General features: G+C 40.3%; 17 protein-coding genes. 8 read left to right on the top strand and 9 right to left on the bottom strand.

The window, feature by feature from the left end:
- Window positions 1-13: 13 nt before the first annotated feature.
- The 5 genes from B9Y87_RS19735 to B9Y87_RS19715 all read right to left on the bottom strand — a co-directional run bounded on the left by B9Y87_RS19735 (window position 14) and on the right by B9Y87_RS19715 (window position 4,455).
- Window positions 14-556, bottom strand: a complete 543-nt coding sequence (locus tag B9Y87_RS19735; RefSeq protein WP_085500685.1) for a cupin domain-containing protein — start codon at window positions 554-556, stop codon at window positions 14-16.
- 87 nt (window positions 557-643) lie between these two features.
- A complete protein-coding gene (locus B9Y87_RS19730) occupies window positions 644-1,315 on the bottom strand; it encodes a helix-turn-helix domain-containing protein (RefSeq protein ID WP_245808762.1) in 672 nt (223 codons plus the stop codon).
- A 307-nt stretch (window positions 1,316-1,622) separates the two neighbouring features.
- On the bottom strand, window positions 1,623-1,907 hold the full coding sequence (locus B9Y87_RS19725; protein ID WP_245808761.1) for a VOC family protein: 285 nt from the start codon (window positions 1,905-1,907) through the stop codon (window positions 1,623-1,625).
- A gap of 212 nt (window positions 1,908-2,119) precedes the next feature.
- Window positions 2,120-3,085, bottom strand: a complete 966-nt coding sequence (locus tag B9Y87_RS19720) for a hypothetical protein (RefSeq protein ID WP_085500684.1) — start codon at window positions 3,083-3,085, stop codon at window positions 2,120-2,122.
- Between the two features lie 290 nt (window positions 3,086-3,375).
- A complete protein-coding gene (locus tag B9Y87_RS19715; RefSeq protein WP_085500698.1) occupies window positions 3,376-4,455 on the bottom strand; it encodes a hypothetical protein in 1,080 nt (359 codons plus the stop codon).
- A 341-nt stretch (window positions 4,456-4,796) separates the two neighbouring features.
- Here B9Y87_RS19715 and ppnP point away from each other — a divergent pair, with 341 nt between their 5' ends.
- Entirely contained in the window at window positions 4,797-5,078 is a 282-nt protein-coding gene (ppnP, locus tag B9Y87_RS19710) for a pyrimidine/purine nucleoside phosphorylase (RefSeq protein ID WP_085500683.1), read from the top strand.
- Window positions 5,079-5,148: 70 nt separating this feature from the next.
- Here ppnP and B9Y87_RS19705 read toward each other — a convergent pair whose 3' ends face one another.
- On the bottom strand, window positions 5,149-5,586 hold the full coding sequence (locus B9Y87_RS19705; RefSeq protein WP_085500682.1) for a VOC family protein: 438 nt from the start codon (window positions 5,584-5,586) through the stop codon (window positions 5,149-5,151).
- Between the two features lie 332 nt (window positions 5,587-5,918).
- Window positions 5,919-7,136, bottom strand: a complete 1,218-nt coding sequence (locus tag B9Y87_RS19700; protein WP_085500681.1) for an alginate lyase family protein — start codon at window positions 7,134-7,136, stop codon at window positions 5,919-5,921.
- 350 nt (window positions 7,137-7,486) lie between these two features.
- Between B9Y87_RS19700 and B9Y87_RS19695 the strand changes: the two genes are divergently transcribed.
- Complete coding sequence (locus B9Y87_RS19695) at window positions 7,487-8,056, top strand: cytochrome c family protein (protein WP_085500680.1); 570 nt, start codon at window positions 7,487-7,489, stop codon at window positions 8,054-8,056.
- Between the two features lie 165 nt (window positions 8,057-8,221).
- On the opposite strand, the gene B9Y87_RS19690 is transcribed toward B9Y87_RS19695, so the two are convergent.
- Entirely contained in the window at window positions 8,222-9,148 is a 927-nt protein-coding gene (locus tag B9Y87_RS19690) for an NAD-dependent epimerase/dehydratase family protein (RefSeq protein WP_085500697.1), read from the bottom strand.
- 300 nt (window positions 9,149-9,448) lie between these two features.
- On the opposite strand from B9Y87_RS19690, the gene B9Y87_RS19685 reads away from it, so the two are divergent.
- Window positions 9,449-10,798 carry a hypothetical protein gene (locus B9Y87_RS19685; protein WP_139827296.1) on the top strand — a complete coding sequence of 450 codons (1,350 nt, stop codon included), beginning with the start codon at window positions 9,449-9,451 and terminating at the stop codon, window positions 10,796-10,798.
- Window positions 10,799-10,852: 54 nt separating this feature from the next.
- Here B9Y87_RS19685 and B9Y87_RS19680 read toward each other — a convergent pair whose 3' ends face one another.
- Window positions 10,853-12,730, bottom strand: coding sequence for a sulfatase-like hydrolase/transferase (locus B9Y87_RS19680; protein WP_085500678.1), 1,878 nt, complete (start codon window positions 12,728-12,730; stop codon window positions 10,853-10,855).
- A 304-nt stretch (window positions 12,731-13,034) separates the two neighbouring features.
- Here B9Y87_RS19680 and B9Y87_RS19675 point away from each other — a divergent pair, with 304 nt between their 5' ends.
- From B9Y87_RS19675 to B9Y87_RS19655, 5 genes are all read left to right on the top strand, one after another.
- A complete protein-coding gene (locus B9Y87_RS19675) occupies window positions 13,035-13,883 on the top strand; it encodes a ThuA domain-containing protein (protein WP_085500677.1) in 849 nt (282 codons plus the stop codon).
- A gap of 206 nt (window positions 13,884-14,089) precedes the next feature.
- Entirely contained in the window at window positions 14,090-14,527 is a 438-nt protein-coding gene (locus B9Y87_RS19670) for a hypothetical protein (protein WP_085500676.1), read from the top strand.
- Window positions 14,528-14,680: 153 nt separating this feature from the next.
- Complete coding sequence (locus tag B9Y87_RS19665; protein WP_085500675.1) at window positions 14,681-15,763, top strand: efflux RND transporter periplasmic adaptor subunit; 1,083 nt, start codon at window positions 14,681-14,683, stop codon at window positions 15,761-15,763.
- Between the two features lie 125 nt (window positions 15,764-15,888).
- Entirely contained in the window at window positions 15,889-19,134 is a 3,246-nt protein-coding gene (locus B9Y87_RS19660) for an efflux RND transporter permease subunit (protein ID WP_085500674.1), read from the top strand.
- Entirely contained in the window at window positions 19,121-20,578 is a 1,458-nt protein-coding gene (locus tag B9Y87_RS19655; RefSeq protein ID WP_085500673.1) for a TolC family protein, read from the top strand. The genes B9Y87_RS19660 and B9Y87_RS19655 overlap by 14 nt, the downstream gene beginning before the upstream one ends.
- Window positions 20,579-20,688: the final 110 nt, after the last annotated feature.

The raw sequence follows: 20,688 nt of genomic DNA, 5'->3' as shown, positions 1-20,688 counted from the left end.
TCTTATTCCAAAATTAAACAAAGGAAATACCTTGCTTTGCACAAATCTCCGCCACCTTTTGAAAGTTTGGAGGACCAGGTGGTAGTTGGGCCAATTCCTCAAACATATGTTCTATGCCGGCAGGAAAGGCAGAAGTAATCATTTTGGCCTTTTCCGTACCCACAACTGTCCAGGAATGTGGAATGTTTTTTGGGGCAAAGGCGACATCCCCCGCATTTAAGACCGTGGTTTTCCCATCGACCATTATTTCGATCTGTCCTTTAATTACCCTAAATATTTCATCTTCCTTGGTATGGATGTGTGGAGGTATGCCCACCCCGGGGTCCACGTTATCTACCCATTCCACAATTTGGTTTCCAGTTTCACTGCCCACTAATTTATGGGTCTGAATGTCCCCAATTACATTTAAGACATTTCCTTCCTCGTCCTTAATGATTTTTGGTTCTGTCTTTATTGAATAGTCGTTTGCCAAAGCTGACTGACATTTTACCATACCAGGCATCATTACCATGCCCAAACCTATTCCCGATGCTTTTAAAAATTTTTTTCTGTCCATAATATTGTTTTTAGAATCGGCAAATTAGGCCAATACCCAAAACACGGGAATGTGAAAAACAGGGTATATCCTTAGATTTTACCTTTTTTAGTTTTCTCTAAGCATGGATGGGGTTATTCCAGTGTGCTTTTTAAAAAAATAACTGAAATAATCTGGAGAGGAGAAGCCAAGTTCGTAACAGATTTCTTTGATGGTTTTATCTGTAAATTTCAACTGGTGACGAGAGCTCATTATTCTTTTTTCGGTTATAACGGCCTTTGCGTTAACACCAATGGTTTCCTTTATGCATTCATTTAAATAGTTGTCGGATACATTGAGCATTTCTGCATAGTCGCTCACCTTATGATTGACGGAAAAGCGTTTGTCCACTAGTTTTTTGAATTTATAAACGAGCGTCTTTTTTGCGTTGTTTTCCGATATGACCGATTTAATATTGCATTGGCCGTCACAATAGACAAAAATGGTGTTTAATAAGGAAATTATGGCATCGTCCTTATGATTAAGTTCCGATCCTATCAACTCGTCCAGCATTTCCAAAATAGACTGAATCCTTTTTTCTATACCTGGGGAGAGATTTATTTTAGGAATTGCATCTGAAGTAAATAGCCTAACTTCGTTGATGTGAAGATTGCTCAACAAAGGGTTGTCCAATATTTCTTGTGACAAATATAAGATATAGCCAGAGGACGAGCCCGTATCTTCCTTTATTAGTTTCCAATCTATACCCAGGGCGAAGAAAGAAAAGTGAATTGGATACATTTCCGTACTGAACCTTGACTATTTCAAGCCATTTTACTCTGTTCTTAATCCAGAAATGCGAATAATACCCCTCATTTTTTTTTGAGGTGGTTTTGTTTACTATTCGCGATATTTTTATGGCTTTTGGATCCATAGACAAAGTTGCGGCCTGCTATTATTTGCGGGCCATAGGCTCAAATAATTTTCGGAGGAATTATCCGATATATAAATATGCAAAAACTTTGGGGAATAGCAAAGTTGGTATGGGATAAATGCTAAGAATCTTCTGTTTATGACAGGGTATCTGTAATTTGGCATTGATGGATTACTACTGATCGGACCAAACGGCAAGTTCGTTGCCGGAAGGGTCTGTAAATTGGCACCTGTGCCCTCCGGGGAAAGAGAAAATATCTTTTGAGATTTTCCCACCCGCTTCAATTATTTTGTTTTTTATAAACTTGGGAGTGGAATGAAACACAACAACTAGGGCGCCATTAATAATTTCATTATCGGTCTTTTCAAATCCACCTACCAGACCACTTTCTGAAAATACGATATAGGTTGGGCCATAATCTGTAAAGCTCCAATCAAAGGCCGATTCATAGAACCTCATTGTTTCTATTTAGTCATTTGCCTTGAACTCTACATAGTTGATGTGGCTGTCTTTTGCTTTCATTTAGTGGAGTGGTTTTTAATTGGACACTAGTTGTAAAATAGTATTATCCATGTTTATTGCAATGACCTCCAAATACGTATTTTGCTTTAAGGAAATGTAAGTGCATTTTCTTAAATTTTCCGATTTTGCCTTAGCCTCAATTTAGAAGTCTATTCCGAAACGGTAAATGTTTTTAACATCCCTTTTTCTATGGTATTCGGGACTTCAGAGACCAGGGCGTAAATACCAGGTTCAAGATCAACTTTAAAATAACCAACGCTACCGGCAGGGCTGTCATTAACGCCGCCCAAAAAGGTAACACCTTCTGGAGCGGGGGTAATAAGTCCTTTTGGATCGGTCCAATTCATCCAATTTTCAAGAATCTCAAGTTTGGTGGTATCCGCTAATTTCACCAAATTGACATCATGTCCTACAAAATTTTCATGTGTAATCTGGTCTTTGAATTCTACAGAAAACACTTGTGGGCCTTTTGCAATAGATCCATTATAATTGATTCCTTCTGTACTGGAAATAGTAATATTGGTAGTGGCTTTTGGGGGTGAAACCTCACTTTTCTTATTGGAAACTATGATGGGTTTTGCCATGCCCATAGATACGTGAAATTTTCCATTGGGCATTTTTACGTAACACTCCATAATATAATACCCTGGTTCCAGATTAACCGTAGTTGTACTGTTCATATTTGGAGAAACCAAACCGGACCCCCCTGAATAAACTACTTCAAAAAACCATGCGGGTAGCTTGTTGAATTCGGCATAGCCCGCTTCCGTTTTTCCTTCGTTTATTAGGTCCATGCCTTTGTCAAAGGGTGGAAAGACTTCATTTTTTGTGTCTTGTATTGTCTTGCCGTTTGGGTATTTATCAAATAGGAAGAAATGTGTTTCCGAAGATTTATTTTGATAGGCAAATGTATTCCAGCCAGACGGTATGGTATCAGGGCTTGTAAAATCCATAGCGGTTGTGGTAATATGGATAATACCATCCTTCTTGGCATCCAATTTTTCTTCTATTTTAGCTTTTTTATCGGGTCTGCAACTGTGTAGGATAAGCGCTAAAATAATTAATGTTCCAAGCACATTTCCGTGACCTTTAAAGTAGGGTTGTAGTGTTTTCATAGTATTACTTTTTCCAGTGTTTATAGTGCAAAAGGTTGGCATGCGTTTCCTACCAGGAACTGTATGCCTAGGCATGTTCCAATCTATACTTTGGGGAATCTTTTTGTTTGAGGGAGTTTTGGAGGGGGGATTTGTTCTAACAAAATACGAAGGTATTTGTTAAAATGCAAATACTACTTCAAATTTTGGTATGGTCATAATACCTTAATTGCCAGTAACAGTTTTATAATGTGGCATGGCGATGGATTGGGAAGGACTATTTTCTTATCTTTTGCTTTATGTACCAGTCCCTAATATCCTGTTATTTCTTTTAGTTTGTTAAAAAAGGCCTTTTTTCGATCAGAACTAATGGTCCAATCTACCGGTACACTTTGAAAACCTGAGTTATAGTCTTCCCCTTTCATTCTAAAATCGAAGTATCCCCATGAAGCATAAGATTCTGTTGCGGAAAGAAGATTATAGGATTCGCTGTCAAAATCAAAATGATCATCTTCATTGAATAGAATGGGCTTTGGAGCATAACTTTCGGACTGTCTAACCAACGCTACCATCTCTTTAATTCTTTCAGGATCCTTTACCCCGTTACCATGCAATAGTACAAAATCTGAGGATGCAATAATTTCGGGAGAAGGAATTTTATTTCCCGAATAACTGGTACTTACCAAAAGTTTGTGCCCACTGATGTCTTGAACCCGCTTAATTAGTTCCGATACGCGTTGCGGCTGTAAAATGGGGTGATCATATTTAACATCGCATTCGTTGTTGATCTCGATTAGTACGTTATTATACCCTTTCTCTAAAATCCAATGTGTTATGTTGTCAACAGCGTTTAATACAGCCTGTTCGTCTTTTAGTTGTTCATCCTGACCAAAATAAAAATAACCTAATATAACCACCATGCCCAATTCATTGGATCTTTTCAATATTTTTTCAAGCCTACGCATATACTCTTCCCTTAGATTGCCCAAACTGTCAAAAGTGGAGTTGATCCAACCGTGATTGCCATAGCCCAACGGACTTCCGCCCTGCAGATTAAGGGTAAAGGACAACAAGCCATGGGCTTTCCAGTCCTCCATGGCGTTTACAAATTCTGTAGTGTTCCTCTCCGCATCCCATTCGTTGGAATCCGTATATTTAAAATTATCCCGAGTAACGTGATTAAGATCATCAAATATGCCTTGGACCATTCGTGAGTTAAAAAGTAAGCCTTCAATTTTATTGCCTTTCCAATATCTATTTTTATAGGTTATTTGATCATTGATGTAGAACTGCTCCCCTTGGATACGTACGGAAGTTGTTTTTGGCTTGTAGGTAAAGGAATATAGGCAGATTATAGTTAGTAATATGCTAAAAGTGAAGGTGTATTTCATTCTTATTTTTCTTTGGACCAATTTCATGTTATATGGTTATCCTTGTCTAAATGTAGGGAATTTTTATCTTGTTTTAGAGAGGTTTAATTTTTAGGACCCACTTTTTGATATTCATTTGTTCCTCAATAATTATTTGGTCTATAAGATATTATATCCGGCCAACTTTAAAAATGATCTTTGTAATGAAAGGCCAAGAATAAGGGATTAGTGGGGGGGGAAGTACTTTTAGGATTGGAATTGTTGGAATTACAAAAGTAGTTGGTAAAGATTAAAATTGAATGGATAGGTGTACACTGAACTTCCTTTCTTTATATTTGCGAGCTATTTGATAAAAGAAATTTATGATCTCGAGCAACGAATATTTTGATGGAACGGTAAAATCGTTGGGTTATACCTCGGCTATAGGAAAATCTACGATTGGGGTAATGGAACCAGGGGAGTATGAATTTGGTACTACGGCCAAGGAAACCATGAAGGTGGTAGAGGGCGAATTAATTGCTTTGCTGCCCGGGGAAACCGAATGGAAATCCTATAAGGCTGGCACCTCATTTGAGGTGGGCGCCAATACTTCCTTCAAGGTCAAATCGATAGGACAAACCTCCTACTTGTGTCAGTACGAATAGCTCTTAAACCTCATACTTTTGGGTAGTTTTTAACAGGAAAAGAGGGGCAATTTGGGCTTGTTTAAAAGCCTTACATAATTTGGTTGAATTCCAGTTTTTCACCATCCAACCCCCTTATGGCGAAATATTTGCAACCCTTTTCCCAAAAATCAAGGAATACGGGTTTCTCTTCAATCATGGTAAATCCACCTTCCTTAAGCTCCTTAAAGGCCTTTTCAACATCGTTCACATCAAAGGCAATATGATCTACATGCCCATCCTTGCGCGACTTTAATTCTGTCATTTCTTTTTTAGTAACCTGGTAGAGTTCAATGATTACCCGCTGGCGTTCCATCATGGCCACAAGTATAGCATCATTTTCGTGGACTACCTCTACCTGTGAGGTCATAATCCGTTTAAAACCAAGTGATTCATAGAATTCTACAGAGGCTTTTAGATTTGAAACCGGAAGACCTAGGTGTTGCAGTCCGTTAAAATTGTCTTGGAGGAACGAGGTTGTCTTTTGCATGGTTTTAGAGATGGAATTTCGTGGGTAAGATAGTAAAATTAATAGGCTTTTATGGTATTGCGGAATAGGAAATGCAGGCAATTTTAGTTGTGAAACTCAATTTTTAGAAATCAGTAAAACGCACTGAAAATTGCAGGTTGAACTAATCCCGCCTTTTTCGGCGGGATTTAGGTTCGATACTCGACCCTTGAATCGATTCCTATTATTGGGTTCAGGGCTTGCCCTGAGGTTTAATACCTTTTATTTATCCGGTCCAAAGGCTTTATAGAAATTGGTCCAAGGGTTATTTGGGGCGAGCAAAGTGTTATTTAAAATTGATATGTGATTGTATTTTATGGCATGTTCAAAGGATGGGTCAAACGCCCAAATAACGCTAGCCGCTGTCCTGAAATATTTCCCGGTCCACACTCCAATATTGAATTTAACATGGCCTTATCTTTATAGTGGTTGTAGGCCATATACAGTGCATTTATCCTATTCTTAGTAAAACAATGCGATTTTATCGGGTTGTTTATTACGTACATATAGGCTTGGAAAAGAGAACCTGATCCATCATTTTCAACATGGTCATATAGCGAATTATCACCTAGTCGTTTTAAAAATTCGGCATGGGCGGTAAGGTGTTCAATATGTGTCATTGTATACTCCGTGCCACTTCCGCTGGATGGTAAATAGTCACCATCAATTGGATCCTTGCCCCGCCTTATTTCTTCCGGGATTGCACCATTGGGCAAAATGCCCCATAGGGCTACTTTGGCATCCATTTTCCAATCCAGGGATGTTTTTAAGCGGCCAAGTTGATACTCGTTATGCGATTCAAAAGCTTCCTTGGGGGACATTTTCTTAGGTGACGGACTTATTTCTTTTAGTTTCCATTGTTTCCGGTCCATGAGGTAATATGAAATAAGTGCCGCTGAAAAGGAGGCAGCAACTCCCCAATTGTTTTTCCTTGTCCTACTTGCCCAAGCTACTTTTGGGTACATCACATCGCGTAGCCAGAGTTGATATTTTAATTTATCGTTCTTCGTCCAACCTGTCCAACCCTCTAGGAGATCGGCAGCATAAATATAAGGCGTGCCTCCCCTGGCCAAGTTCAGAATTCCTTGGGCTCCCCAATGAAAATCTTGATGCTCCGCATTCCGGTATCCATGGGTGCGACTAAGATCCAAAATAAGGGTTTTGGCTTTGTCCGCATATTTTTTATTTCCTGTCAAATGCCAGGCTATTGCAGAGCCATAGGCCAGTTTCCCGCCATTGGAACTTAGTTGAATTGGATCGTTGGAACTGCGATTGGAAATCACAACTTCGTCTTCCAAAAGGGGCCAAGCCGTTGAAGCCTGCATTAAACTGTCTATATAATGAAGAAAAAGATCCACATTGGTACTATGCGGTTCATGTCCAGAAGCGGCCATTTCCTTTATTTTGCATAACTCCTCCGCAGAAACAAGAATTCCAGTAGGAACTGCTAAGGGCCTCTTTTTGTCCTTGTTTAATAGGGTGTTAATGTTAAAGAGGATCGTTACCGATAGAATAATAGTAATAGGTTTCATGCTTATAGTAGTCTCACACTCTGTGTTTGGAAAGTTAAGTATTTACGGCAAAAGTTTTTCACTTTTTAGTACAGATTGGATATGGTTAGTTGGGATATAGTCCCTCCCAAGTAATTTTTTAGGAAGTCTTTGGTTTTCCAGAGTTCATAAAGGCCTCAATGTTAGTATTGTCCTAACATACTCTTTTTAAAAAAAAGCCCCAATAATTCACATACTTATGTGATTGCCAGCATTGCACTTTCTGTTTTCCTTTGTTAAGCAAAATTTACAACCATCCTATGGTCTTATGGGCCGTGTAATTAAAACTAAATGGCCTTATACCCATGAAGTAACATCTAAATTTAAAGTTTATGAAAAAAACACTTTTAACGCTTGCCGTCACCGGCCTAATGATATGTGCATGTGGCTCACCAAAACAAAAGGAAGTAGCAAAAGCAGAATTACCTAGCGCTGTTAATCAAATACAACGAGGGGAATTGTTGGTTGCTACTTTAGGGTGCAACGATTGTCACTCCCCTAAAGTTATGACCCCAAGAGGTCCGGTGCCAGATCCCGATAGATTGTTATCCGGACATGATTCCAATGAGATTTTACCGGAATACGATCCGCAAGCCGTAGGGGGCTATGTGTTGTTTAATATGAACAGTACCGCAGCAATAGGACCTTGGGGCACCTCTTTCGCCGGTAATTTAACACCGGATGCTACGGGTATAGGATTTTGGTCCGAGGAGCAATTTGTGAAGTCCATAAAAGAAGGGAAATATAAAGGGTTGGATAATAGTAGGCCCTTATTGCCCCCAATGCCTTGGGAAGGATATTCCAAGTTGCCAGATGAGGACATAAAGGCAATATATGCGTACTTAAAGAGTATAAAGCCTGTTAAGAATATAGTGCCACAGGCCATTATGTCCGGTACCTAGGATCTCTACAAAAGTAGTTTTAAACATCAATCTGTATTGCAACGGTGCCATTCTCCAAACGTTAACCAACGGGAATCCAAACATATTGGTGAATGGCACTCCAATGAATCAGCAATAAAACGTGACAAAAAGCAGTAAACCGGAAAAATATTATAGGTGTTCCTTTTAATAATCAGATCTAACAATTTCTTTAATGCCTTCTAAATAGGGAGTGGTCTTAAAATTATAGTGACTGTCAAATTTATCTGAATTAAAAACATAGTCCCTGTCGTATTGATACATCATTTCGGGCATTTCCCTCATAACGGGAATAAAAAGTCCTAGTATCTTTATAATTAGCCGGCTGGCCACCTGAAATCTAGGCTTAACCCCCATTTCACCTGCAATGGCCTCTATCCATTCTTTTCCTGTGTAGGGATTTTTGGCAGTAGGTAAATGCCATACCTGATTGTAGGCCTGGGGTGAATTGCCTAGCAGGGCAGTGGCTTTAGCCGCATCTGGAGTGTAGGTAAAGGAGTGTTTGTAATTTAACGAAGCCATCCAATTGGCTTTTTTGCCGGTACTCAAGGGTTTGAATACCATCTCGGTCAATATACTGGAATTCTTAATATTAGGGCCGTAAAAATCTGCTGAACGGGCAATCAAAGCTTCTAGTTCTCCCTTTTTTACCTTTTCCATAATCATGCCTGCTATTTCGGCACGAACCTTCCCTTTTTTGCTTGGGGGATTAATAGGTGTTTCCTCATTCATTCCATCCAAAAAATTGGGGTCATACATGTATATATTGTCAAAAAACACCAATTTGCATTTGTGTTCTATGCAGGCATCGATTACGTATTTTATGAATTTTGGCCAGTTCTGCTGCCAAATTTTAAGCTTGTACGGAAATCCAACGGTGACATACACAATTCTGGAGCCTTGTACTGCTTCAAAAACCTTTGCTCTATCCAAAAGGTCAGCAGGAAAAAGTTGGTCCGTATCATTTACCTTTTCCGGATGTCTATTTACCAACTTTATTTTGCTGGTATATTCCGTTAAAGCCTTGGCCAGTTCCATTCCAATGGCGCCACCCGCCCCTAATATTGTTTGCATAGTTGTTCCTTTTTGTTTGTAATCTACCAAATCTGGAAAATTGTCTTTGTCGGTTGCCTTTTCCACTTTGGGCGGAACAAGTTGGTGACGCTTGTACCTAAAGATTTGTGTACGGTTAAAATTGTTTGCTTAAATTTAGGGAAATTCCCTTTTCATAAGTCAATCTTGTACATTTTAGTTCGATCAAATGTAGCGTTTTAGGATGCTCAATAAATTTTTGGTACATATTTTACTTTTGCACTTTGGAACCGTGCCATTGAAGGGTGCATGGTAATTAATTTCAAGACAATAACAAATCATATGAAACAACCAATATTATCCTTTTTATTCCTGACTTTAGTATCATTGGGGCATGGGCAATCCAAAATCCCGGACAAGGGCGCTATTTTAAGTGACAAGGATTTTAAATTTCTGGAAATATTAACCAAAACCATCATTGACAGTTCCCGTATTTACCCTGGGGAGCGGATTACCGATCAAATGGGTACAAACAATACTGGTGGAATATTGGTAAAACCTGGGGGTAGGGGTAGTTATCCGGCTTTCTGGATCCGGGATTATGCCATGTCCTTGGAATCCGGATTTATTTCCGGGGAAGAACAAAGGCATATGTTATTGTTAACGGCTTCCACCCAAGCAGATCGGACATGGCTTACTAAAAATGGCGCTATGGTGCCGTTAGGTGCCATAGCAGATCATATCCGCATGGATGACGGATTGCCCATATATTTTCCAGGCACCTATAGTTTTGAAGAACAGGGTACTCCTGAGTTTGGTAGAACCCCGCCCTATGGGGATCAGTTTTTCTTTATACATATGGCCCGTTATTATGTGGCAACAACTCAAGATCTGTCAATTTTGGACAAGGAAATTAATGGAATGAGCCTTATGGACCGACTTGAAATTGCCTTTAATGTACCTCCATCTAGATTGGATAATCATATAGTTACTACCACGGACTATTTTAGGGGCATTGATTTTGGTTTTAGGGATGTGATGACCATTACTGGGGATCTTTGTTATCCGTCCATATTAAAATTTAAGGCTGCTTTGGAGCTATCCGAATTGTTTGAAAAACAAAACAATCAAGAAAAAGCGGAAAAATACACTGTGATAGCCAATAAAATTAAGGAGGCCTTACCGTTGGTGTTTATGGATGAAAGGGGCATGCTCAAAGCTTCGAACGGCAAAGGAAGTCAAGCGGACGTTTGGTCCACGGCATTGGCCGTCTATTACGAAATTTTGGACAGGGAGGCAAACGAAAGGACAAGTAGGTTCTTGGCCCAAGCCTACGTAAATGGGCATTTATCTTATAAAGGCAATATTAGGCACATTTTAACTACAGATGACTTTAGCGCTTCCTCGGCATGGGAATTTTCATTGGCTCAGAAAAATACCTACCAGAACGGAGCCTATTGGGGTACTCCAACTGGATGGGTTTGTTATGCCATAGCCAAAACCAATTATAAACTCGCCCAAGGATTGGCAAAGGAATACATAGATGATTTACGCCAGAACGACTTTAGAAAGGGGAAGGAATATGGAGCGCCCTATGAATGTTTTCACCCTTCGGGCCATAAACAGAATCCTCTGTATATGACTACGGTAAGTTGTCCACTGCCGGCACTTAGAAACATTACAAGACCATGATGGGGAAATGAATTTTATTCCCGATCCGTAATTCAATAATTTTAAAAGATTGGCTTATTGTACTTTTAGGAATTCCAATCTGCGCATCACTTCCGAATCTTCCGAAACCACTTTGGATATTTGGTCCAGGTGGATATCAAAATTATAATTGAATTTACCGGAATTCATCAACACCATAGCGTTTAATATTAAAAGGGCCTCACTGGGCTTATCGGACTCGTACAAAGCCTTTGTCATTATCGCGGACGGATCCAATTGTTTTAAAATTGCCAGAAATTCTGCCGCACGTACCCTGTTAATACGTTCTGTATCCTTGTTGGCCATTGCTTTAATTTTCGGCGCCAATGACATGGCCTGTTTTCCAAAAGTACTGCAGACGATTATTGCCCAATATCTTTCCCATGGATCCGAAGAATCCAAGGCCGTACTCAAAGCTTTTTTGGCATCCTTAAAGCTTAAAAGTCCCAGATCTGCAATTTCAATATATTTTTCAATGTCCTTTTTGTGTTTAGTCCCATAAGCCACAGGGTTTTCAAAAGCCTTTTCTATAAGGACATGTTCTGGATAAAATGACAGGTCCGGCATTCCTTTTACCCAAGAATTGAGTCTGTTACGCAGGTCGCTAACAGTAGTTTTATACGTTGGGTCATTGGCCAGATTTTTTGTTTCATAAGGGTCCGCATCAATATCAAAAAGCATTTCTGGTGGGCGCGATTCAAAGAAGGCAGATTGTATTTTGGTCAGTTCTCCTTTGTTGTACATTGCCTGCCATTCTTGGTAAGCCATTTGCTTGTAACGATAGTTGTTCATTAAGCCATCAAAATTAAAGGGCTGATAGTTTCTAATATATTTATATTTCCCTTTTCTTATGGCCCTCACCATATCATATTTTTCATCGAACCTATCCGCATAACTATAGGTTTCATCGCGGGCATTTAATTCGTCATTCTTTATCTCCTTGCCTAAAAATGGCTTACCATCCATTCCCTGTGGTATGCTTATTCCTGCAAGTTGTAATACTGTTGGAGCCAAATCAATAAAGCTTACAAAGCCTTTTACGGTGCTACCAATAGGACTATTTACGAGATGTTTATATTTTTTAGGAACGTGGACTACCATAGGGACGTGGAGTCCGGTTTCGTACAGATAGCCTTTGCTTCCTGGCAATACACCGCCATGATCGCCAAAGTAAAAAATAAAGGTGTCGTCCAGTCTTCCATCGGTTTTAAGTTCGTTGATCACGTTTCCGACCTGCCTGTCCATTTCCCTAATTTTATCCCTGTACAGGGCGTTGGTGTATTTAAATAGCTCGGTATTGGGATGGTTGGGCTGTATTTTAAATGAGGTTTGGTCAGTTTCAGGCAGAGTAGTTTCCATATCCCCAGCAGTGAAGTGCATGCTGGACTCATGTGATACCCCAATATTGAAAACATGGAAAAAGGGTTGATTTTCATTCCTGTTTTTCCAGCTGGCATTCTTGGAAGATTCGTCCCAAACACCGTCATTTTTTATTATATTATAATCTTCCTTGCTATTGTTGGTGGTAAAATAGCCTACCTGTCTTAAATATGTCGGAAACATTTTGAGCGAATCGGGCATTGGGACCGTCACAATTTTTCTATGGTATTGGGCCCCGATACGTGGTCCAAAACAACCTGTTATTATGGCCGATCTGGCTACGCTACAAACTGGGGCATTGGAGAAAGCACGATCAAATATTAAACCGTTTTTAGCCAGGGATTCAATATTGGGGGTGGGTATGCCATTGTTGTCAAAAAGTTCAAGGTAGTGCTTGGAATTATCCTCGGAGGTAATCCAAACAATATTTGGTGGACGCTCCTCCATCTGTTTTATTTGGGAGAATAAAGCAGGAATAGAACCAAGAACTATGACCAAGGTTTTGATAAATATGCTGAATTTTATTTTAAACATTGGGAAATATTATAAAGAGTATTGGTTAAAAGCTATTGATTATGGCCTCTAATATAGGAAATCTTCTATACCCGTAATGTTTTTTAGAAGGTTTAGGATCCTTATATGGCGCACATTTGTGCTTGGTTATTATAACTAGTAGGTTGTTTGGCATACTTAAAATAAGTACATTGATCCATACAACAGTTTTGGTTTACTACTTTAAGTAGACATAACTCATTAGTGGCACCCAAATCGGAATGGATTTAAACCCTTATTTTTATTGAAACCTTCAATAAGTTAATTAAATGTCCTATAAAGAATCATGAAAAGTAACAGAATCCTAATTGTTATTACTCTCTTTTTATCAATATCGTTTCTATCAACGTTTCGATTAATTGCACAGGAACATCTTGATGTTGACCATCAGAAGAAAATGTATGAGCGCAATGCCATGGGAGACGGAACGGCATTGAAGGTGCTGCTTTTTTCCGGTACAGGTTGGTTCCGCCATCCCGATATTCCTATTGTAAATGGGTGGATTGTGCGGCTAGGTGCCGAACACAATATGCAAATAGATGTCAGTGAAACAGGAAGTGATATATCCAAGGAAAAACTGGGCTATTACGATGTGTTGCTGTTCAATAATGCTAATGTTCTGGATAAGGTTTTTAATGAGGAACAACGGAATGCCATAGAGGAATGGTATAAAGATGGGGGAGCAATTGTTGGTCTGCATGCGCTGTTGGTGCACCAGGAAAACTGGCCCTGGATAATGGAATTGGGCGGATGTGATTTTAATAGTGATTCCGAATTTCTCAAAGCCAAAGTGTTGGTAGATCCAAAAGCGATGGATCATCCTGCGGTTAAGGGAATGGGGAAAGAGTTTTGGTACGAAGCGGATTGGACCAACCACACCAAGTCTGTTACAGGCCTGCCGGGTGTTCAGGTGTTACTCCGGGTAGACGAGGCAACATACGAACCAGTTAGGGAGTATTTCCAGACTAGAGGTGGCCTAGGAATGGGAAAGGATCATCCGATAGCTTGGACAAGGGTTTGGGGCGGAGGAAGATTTTTCTATACAGAGTTGGGGCACGATATTCGTTCATTGAATACGGATTTTGGGCGTCAGCATCTTATAGAAGGAATACAATGGGCAGTGAATAAAAAGTAATAAAACGGTTTTTACCTTATTGGATTCAATAAGTTGGCTTTTGATTGATTATTATGATTAATTGCTAAAAGTTGGAATCTGAAATTATTATTAATTGATTTTCAAGATGAAAGGCCTTCGTTTTTCATAAAAATAATGTTTCTTATTTTAATTTTAACAACTACTACTTGTGAGTGTTAAATTCAAGTTCTAGTTTTGATTCCCGTATGAATCGGGCATTGCAAAAATATATTCTACTTCTCTGTATCCTTTTAATAAATGGATTCAACACTATTTATGCCCATACCAATTTTGAAGTTGATCGTTATTTTTCAATTTTAAATTTAGGAGCTTCCGAAATCTCTCCCTGTGAGCTTGAGGAAGAATTGGCCCCTGTTGTTTTTGCGGATACTTCTGTACTTGAAGTTCAAAAGTTACTTGTGGCGGAAGTTACGGATTTCGAGGAAGAGGAGGAGGAGAGCGATGAAATTGTTTTGTCTCCGGAAACAAATTTAATTTATGGTGGTCTGGCAACTGCCATTTTTTATGCCCAAATGTGGGAGTATTTGTCCTCCGATCTTGAAAATGACCTTGCTTACATTGATACCCACGCTTTTGCCACTCCTTATAAGCGGTACATTAGATTCCAAGTTTTCAGAATTTAGGAAAATCTGACAGTACTTAATTAATTTAGGGTAGCTCCCCTTTTTTGGTACTGTTTTTAACCCAAATTGAGTAAGTCCGAAGCTATATTGGAAGGACTTACCAGGCATTTTATTTGCTAAAAAACCAATTATTCATTTTAATAAATTAAGATTATGAGGAAATCCCCCATGATTATTGGCGTGTGTTTATTATTGAGCCAATTAAGCTGTAATTCCGAAAAACATGAAAAACGAGAGGAAACCAAATATCTCGTGACCAGTCCAATAAAAAAAGATACCGCGGTTGTAAAAGACTATGTATGCCAAATACATAGTATTCGAAATATTGAGGTCCGTGCTCTGGAAAAGGGCTATTTACAGGAGATCTCGGTAGATGAAGGTCAATCCGTAAAAAAGGGTCAACAAATGTTCCATATTATGCCCAATGTTTATGAGGCGGAATTTCAAAAGGCCACGGCGGAAGCTCGGGTGGCCGAAATTGAATATGAGAATACTAAATTATTGGCCGATGGCAATGTAGTTTCTGCAAATGAGCTGGCCATGGCAAAGGCTAATTTTGAAAAGGCCAAAGCAGAAGTTATGTTGGCAGAGACCCATCTAGGATTCACCAATATCAAGGCTCCGTTTGATGGTATTATGGATCACCTGCATGTTAGGGAAGGTAGTCTTTTGGATGAAGGGGAATTGTTGACTACCCTATCGGACAATAGTAAAATGTGGGTTTATTTCAATGTGCCCGAGGCAGAGTATTTGGATTACATTACAAGTGTTGATCGCAATAGTAAAAAAGAGGTAGCACTTTTAATGGCCAACAATAAACGCTTTAATCAGACTGGTATTGTTGAAACCATTGAAGGGGAATTTAGCCATGAGACCGGTAACATAGCTTTTAGGGCAACTTTTGACAATCCCGAGGGTATTTTACGCCATGGGGAAACTGGTAGTATAATTATGCAGGTACCCCATACGAACGCGCTGATCATTCCACAAAAAGCCACCTTTGAGGTTTTGGACAAAAAATATGTTTTTGTAGTTGATGATAAGGCAGTGGTAAAACAGAAGGAAATAGCTATCGCCGGGGAACTACCAAATCTTTTTATCATTGAAAAGGGACTTACCGAGAAGGATAGAATAATTCTTGACGGCATTCGTATGGTAAAGGACGGAGACCATGTTGAAACCGAATTTATTGAACCAAAATCGGTTATAAACAACTTATCACTTTACGCCGAGTAAGTATAACCTATAGGAATCTTAAAGATTAATTGCGCAAAGTATGGGGCGTTGTCCATCCAAAGGTAAGGAGGACAAGAAAGCCCCTTCGGGAATTAATTTTTATGCCTAACCTAATTTCACAAAAGATGTTCAAAAAATTTATAAAAAGACCGGTATTGGCCATAGTCATATCAGTCATGATAGTTTTTACAGGCCTTTTGGCCATTAAACAATTACCTATTTCCCAATTCCCCGAAATAGCACCTACTACCGTTAATATTTTTATAGCGTATCCAGGTGCAAGTGCAGATGTATTGGTAAACTCAACACTTATTCCATTGGAAACGGCCATTAACGGTGTTCAGGGAATGCGCTATCTGGCATCCGATGCCACCAGTGCCGGGGAAGGTACGCTGCGTGTTATTTTTGAACCAGGAACGGATCCCAATACGGCAGTAGTTATGGTAAAGACAAGGGTAGATCAGGTAATGCCGAACCTACCCGAATTGGTGCAAAAGGAAGGGGTGATTATAACTCCCGTACAACCCAGTATGTTGATGTACGTAAACCTGTTTGCCGAAGACGAGCATAACGATGAAAAGTTTCTTTACAATTATGCCTATACTAAAATTATACCCGAAATACAACGTATCAACGGTATTGCCAGCGCCCAGATTTTAGGTAGCCGAAAGTACGCTATGCGGGTGTGGTTAAAACCAGATCGTATGCGTGCCTATAATGTATCTGCCGAGGAAATTATGGAGGCTATGCAGGACCAGAGTATAATTGCCAGGCCAGGAAGGATCGGGCAAAGTTCCGGAATTAAATCCCAGTCTTTGGAATATGTGCTTACCTACGTAGGGCGTTACAATCAACCGGAACAGTACAAGGATATTATAGTTCGTGCCAATGCGGAGGGGGAGACCATTACCTTGGGAGATTTGGCCGATGTAGAACTCGGTAGCGAGTTCTTCGATATTTATTCCAATTTGGATGGTCGGCCATCAGCATCCATTATCTTAAAACAGACTTTGGGCAGTAATGGAAAGGATGTTATTGACGAGGTTAAATCAAAATTACTGGAGCTTAAAGAAGACCTTCCACCTGGATTGGATTATAAGATTAGCTATGATGTTGCCAACTTCTTGGATGCCTCTATTGAACAGGTACTCCATACCCTTCGTGATGCCTTCATTTTGGTGGCTATAGTGGTCTTCCTTTTCTTGGGTGATTGGAGATCAACGCTGATCCCGATCATTGCGGTGCCTGTTTCATTGATCGGTGCTTTTTTTGTAATGCAGCTATTTGGGCTGTCCATTAACCTTATTACCTTATTTGCCTTGGTACTGGCCATTGGAATCGTTGTTGATAATGCCATAGTTGTGGTGGAGGCGGTTCACGTAAAAATGGAGGAGGAGAATCTAAGCCCTTATAAGGCATCCACAGAGGTGTTGAGTGAGATTGGTGGAGCTATTATCGCCATTACCTTGGTTATGGTGTCCGTATTTATCCCCATATCCTTTATGACCGGTCCGGTAGGGGTGTTTTACAGACAGTTTTCCATTACTATGGCCGGGTCCATTGTAATATCAGCGGTTGTGGCCCTTACCCTTACCCCGGTATTATGTGCCATAATGTTAAGGAGCAATCATGGGAAGCCCAAGAGGAAATCGCCCGTGGATAAGTTTATTGCCTGGTTTAATAAGGGCTTTGAACGTCTTACGGGGACCTATGTAAATTTATTGGATAAAATCGTAACCAGAAGGATCGTCACCTTTGGTATCCTAATAGCTTTTTGCGCGGGGATATTTTTTACGAACGAATCGCTGCCAGCAGGATTTATTCCCAATGAAGATCAAGGGATGATTTATGCCATTATACAGACGCCACCTGGAGCCACTTTGGAAAGGACCAATGATGTTGCCCGTAAATTGCAGCAGATCTGTGAAGAAATGGATGGAGTGGAGTCGGTTTCTTCTTTGGCCGGTTATGAGATTATGACCGAAGGACGTGGGTCCAATGCCGGTACCTGTCTCATCAATTTAAAACCATGGTCCGAGCGTCATCATTCCGTACATGAGATTATGGAGGAATTGGAAGAGGAAACCCAAAATCTAGGGGCCAGGATAGAATATTTTGAGCCGCCGGCGGTACCTGGTTTTGGATCTTCGGGCGGATTTTCCATGCGTTTATTGGATAAGACCAATTCCACGGATTATCATGGTTTTGGAAAGATAAATGATGATTTTATGGACGCTTTGTCCAAAAGGGAAGAACTAACAGGATTGTTCTCTTTTTTCTCTGCCAACTATCCCCAATACGAACTTAAAATCAATAATAAGATTGCCATGCAAAAAGGGGTTTCTATAGGTAAGGCTATGGAAAACCTCAATATTTTGATTGGTAGTACCTATGAACAGGGCTTCATTCTGTTTGGGAGGTTCTTTAAGGTCTATACCCAGTCGGCTCCCGAGTATAGGGCACTTCCATCTGATTTGGAAAAATTGTTCGTAAAAAATGAAGAAGGGGAAATGGTACCTTATTCTGCCTTTATGACCATGGAAAAGCGTTTGGGCCCCAATGAGATTACCCGCTACAATTTGTATAATTCGGCCACGATCAATGGGCTTCCTGCGCCTGGGTATACCACTGGGGACGCTATTAACGCCATAAAAGAGGTCGCCGCCCAAACCCTGCCCAGGGGCTATGACATTGCTTGGGAAGGGCTTTCGTTCGATGAGGCCAAAAGAGGAAATGAATCCCTATACATTTTCATCATAGTATTAATATTTGTGTATTTTGTGCTAGCGGCCCAATATGAGAGCTTTCTATTGCCTTTTGCCGTTATTCTATCCTTGCCAGTGGGTGTTTTTGGCTCTTTTGCATTATTGAGAATGATGGGCTTGGCCAATGATGTCTATGCTCAGATAGGGGTAATTATGTTAGTGGGTCTATTGGGCAAGAACGCGGTGCTTATAGTTGAGTTCGCCGTACAAAAGCATCGGCAAGGTGCCAGCATTCTTGAAGCGGCCATCGAAGGTTCACGCGCCCGTTTTAGGCCTATTTTAATGACTTCATTCGCATTTATTGCCGGTTTGATTCCTCTGGTCGTTGCTACCGGAGCTGGAGCCATTGGAAATAGGACCATTGGCGGGTCGGCTTTGGGCGGAATGCTCATAGGAACACTATTTGGAGTGTTGGTCATACCAGGGCTTTACTACATTTTTGCTACTATGGCAGAAGGAAGGAATCTGATCAAAGATGAGGCCAGTGAACCTTTTTCCGAAGAATTGATGCGTACGAGTGAGGGAGAAAGTAGGACTAGGACCAAAATGAGGGAGATTACGAAACTTTTGAAAAAACTAACCAAAGGAAAAGATGATGAAAAATAAGAGAATATTATGCCTAAAAAAGAGCAGGGTTTACGGGCTGACTTTGTTTGCTGTTGTAGCCACCTATTCCTGTGTTCCTTCAAAAACGCTATTGGAGGAAAATTCGGATGTGCCGATGAGGTATCAAAATCAATTGGAAGATAGCCTGAACAGTGCAAGTACCCGCTGGAAAGATTTTTTTTCGGACCCCTATCTAAATGCGCTGATAGATACTGCCTTGATTAAAAATCAGGAGCTTAATATAATGCTTCAACGGGTAGAGATGGCCAAAAATGAGATCAGGACCAGAAAAGGGGAATATCTGCCCTCTGTGAATCTTCAGGCTGGAGCGGAAATTGAAAAAGTGGGTGCTTATACCAGGAATGGTGCAGTGGAGGAACAGCTTGAAATACGGGAGGGAAAAGAGTTCCCTGAACCTCTTTCCAATTTTGTAGTTGGTGCCTACGCTTCTTGGGAGGTGGATGTTTGGAAAAAGCTAAGAAATGCTAAAAAAGCAGCTGTTTTCGAATATCTTTCTTCCATTGAGGGAAAGAATTTCATGGTCACCAATCTGGTATCCGAAGTAGCCGCATCCTATTACGAGTTGGTAGCTTTGGACAGTCGATTGGCTATTATTGAACAGAATCTTGCCATTCAACAGAATGCTTTGGCCATGGTAAGGCTTCAAAAAACGGCAGCAAGGGCGACGGAGTTGGCCGTGCGTAGGTTTGAGGCAGAGGTACTTAAGAACAAGAGCCAAAAATACGAGGTTCAACAGCAGATCGTAGAGACCGAGAATAAGATTAATTTTCTAATCGGGAGATCACCACAACATATCCCAAGGGATTCTAAGGGTTTTATTGAAAGGACCGTGGGAGAGGTAAACGCAGGGATACCCTCCCAACTGCTTCAAAACCGGCCAGATATAAGACAGACCGAATATGAATTGGCTGCGGCCAAGTTGGATGTTAAAGTAGCCAAGGCTAATTTCTACCCTTCCTTGGGGATAAAGGCAGGTGTTGGATTGGAGGCCTTTAAACCGAAATTTTTGACTAGTACACCACAATCTTTGTTGTATAACGTAGTGGGGGATGTAGTGGCCCCGTTAATCAATAGAAATGCAATCAAGGCAGCTTATGGCAATGCCAACGCTAGGCAAATACAGGCAGTGTACGAGTATGAAAAGGCTATTTTAAATGCGTATATCGAGGTAGCCAATCAACTGTCCAATATTGATAATCTTAACAGAAGTTATGAATTAAAAGTAGGTCAGGTACAGGCACTTAATGAATCCATAGATATTTCCATTCGACTTTTTCAGTCGGCCAGGGCAGACTATATGGAGGTACTTTTGACCCAGCGGGATGCCCTCGAATCCAGTGAGGATCTTGTAGAGACCAAAAAGGACCAAATGTTGGCCAAGGTAAGTATGTATAGGGCCTTAGGAGGAGGATGGGATAGATAAAGCTGATCCAAGGGTTGCCAATTACTTTGATGGAAAGCCATTTTACATTCGTGTAGAATGGCTTTTCCTATTTTGAGGTTGATAAGACTTTTGGATTAATTCCAAAATGA

Origin of the sequence: Arenibacter troitsensis (assembly GCF_900177645.1) — a bacterium.
Classification (GTDB): domain Bacteria; phylum Bacteroidota; class Bacteroidia; order Flavobacteriales; family Flavobacteriaceae; genus Arenibacter; species Arenibacter troitsensis.
This window is presented reverse-complemented; position numbering and strand designations above follow the sequence as displayed.

Bases quoted from the DNA above. Each gene is read 5' to 3' on its own strand.
- B9Y87_RS19735 (WP_085500685.1), bottom strand. From the start codon at position 556: ATGGACAGAAAAAAATTTTTAAAAGCATCGGGAATAGGTTTGGGCATG.
- B9Y87_RS19730 (WP_245808762.1), bottom strand. From the start codon at position 1,315: ATGTATCCAATTCACTTTTCTTTCTTCGCCCTGGGTATAGATTGGAAA.
- B9Y87_RS19725 (WP_245808761.1), bottom strand. From the start codon at position 1,907: ATGAGGTTCTATGAATCGGCCTTTGATTGGAGCTTTACAGATTATGGC.
- B9Y87_RS19720 (WP_085500684.1), bottom strand. From the start codon at position 3,085: ATGAAAACACTACAACCCTACTTTAAAGGTCACGGAAATGTGCTTGGA.
- B9Y87_RS19715 (WP_085500698.1), bottom strand. From the start codon at position 4,455: ATGAAATACACCTTCACTTTTAGCATATTACTAACTATAATCTGCCTA.
- ppnP (WP_085500683.1), top strand. From the start codon at position 4,797: ATGATCTCGAGCAACGAATATTTTGATGGAACGGTAAAATCGTTGGGT.
- B9Y87_RS19705 (WP_085500682.1), bottom strand. From the start codon at position 5,586: ATGCAAAAGACAACCTCGTTCCTCCAAGACAATTTTAACGGACTGCAA.
- B9Y87_RS19700 (WP_085500681.1), bottom strand. From the start codon at position 7,136: ATGAAACCTATTACTATTATTCTATCGGTAACGATCCTCTTTAACATT.
- B9Y87_RS19695 (WP_085500680.1), top strand. From the start codon at position 7,487: ATGAAAAAAACACTTTTAACGCTTGCCGTCACCGGCCTAATGATATGT.
- B9Y87_RS19690 (WP_085500697.1), bottom strand. From the start codon at position 9,148: ATGCAAACAATATTAGGGGCGGGTGGCGCCATTGGAATGGAACTGGCC.
- B9Y87_RS19685 (WP_139827296.1), top strand. From the start codon at position 9,449: ATGAAACAACCAATATTATCCTTTTTATTCCTGACTTTAGTATCATTG.
- B9Y87_RS19680 (WP_085500678.1), bottom strand. From the start codon at position 12,730: ATGTTTAAAATAAAATTCAGCATATTTATCAAAACCTTGGTCATAGTT.
- B9Y87_RS19675 (WP_085500677.1), top strand. From the start codon at position 13,035: ATGAAAAGTAACAGAATCCTAATTGTTATTACTCTCTTTTTATCAATA.
- B9Y87_RS19670 (WP_085500676.1), top strand. From the start codon at position 14,090: ATGAATCGGGCATTGCAAAAATATATTCTACTTCTCTGTATCCTTTTA.
- B9Y87_RS19665 (WP_085500675.1), top strand. From the start codon at position 14,681: ATGAGGAAATCCCCCATGATTATTGGCGTGTGTTTATTATTGAGCCAA.
- B9Y87_RS19660 (WP_085500674.1), top strand. From the start codon at position 15,889: ATGTTCAAAAAATTTATAAAAAGACCGGTATTGGCCATAGTCATATCA.
- B9Y87_RS19655 (WP_085500673.1), top strand. From the start codon at position 19,121: ATGATGAAAAATAAGAGAATATTATGCCTAAAAAAGAGCAGGGTTTAC.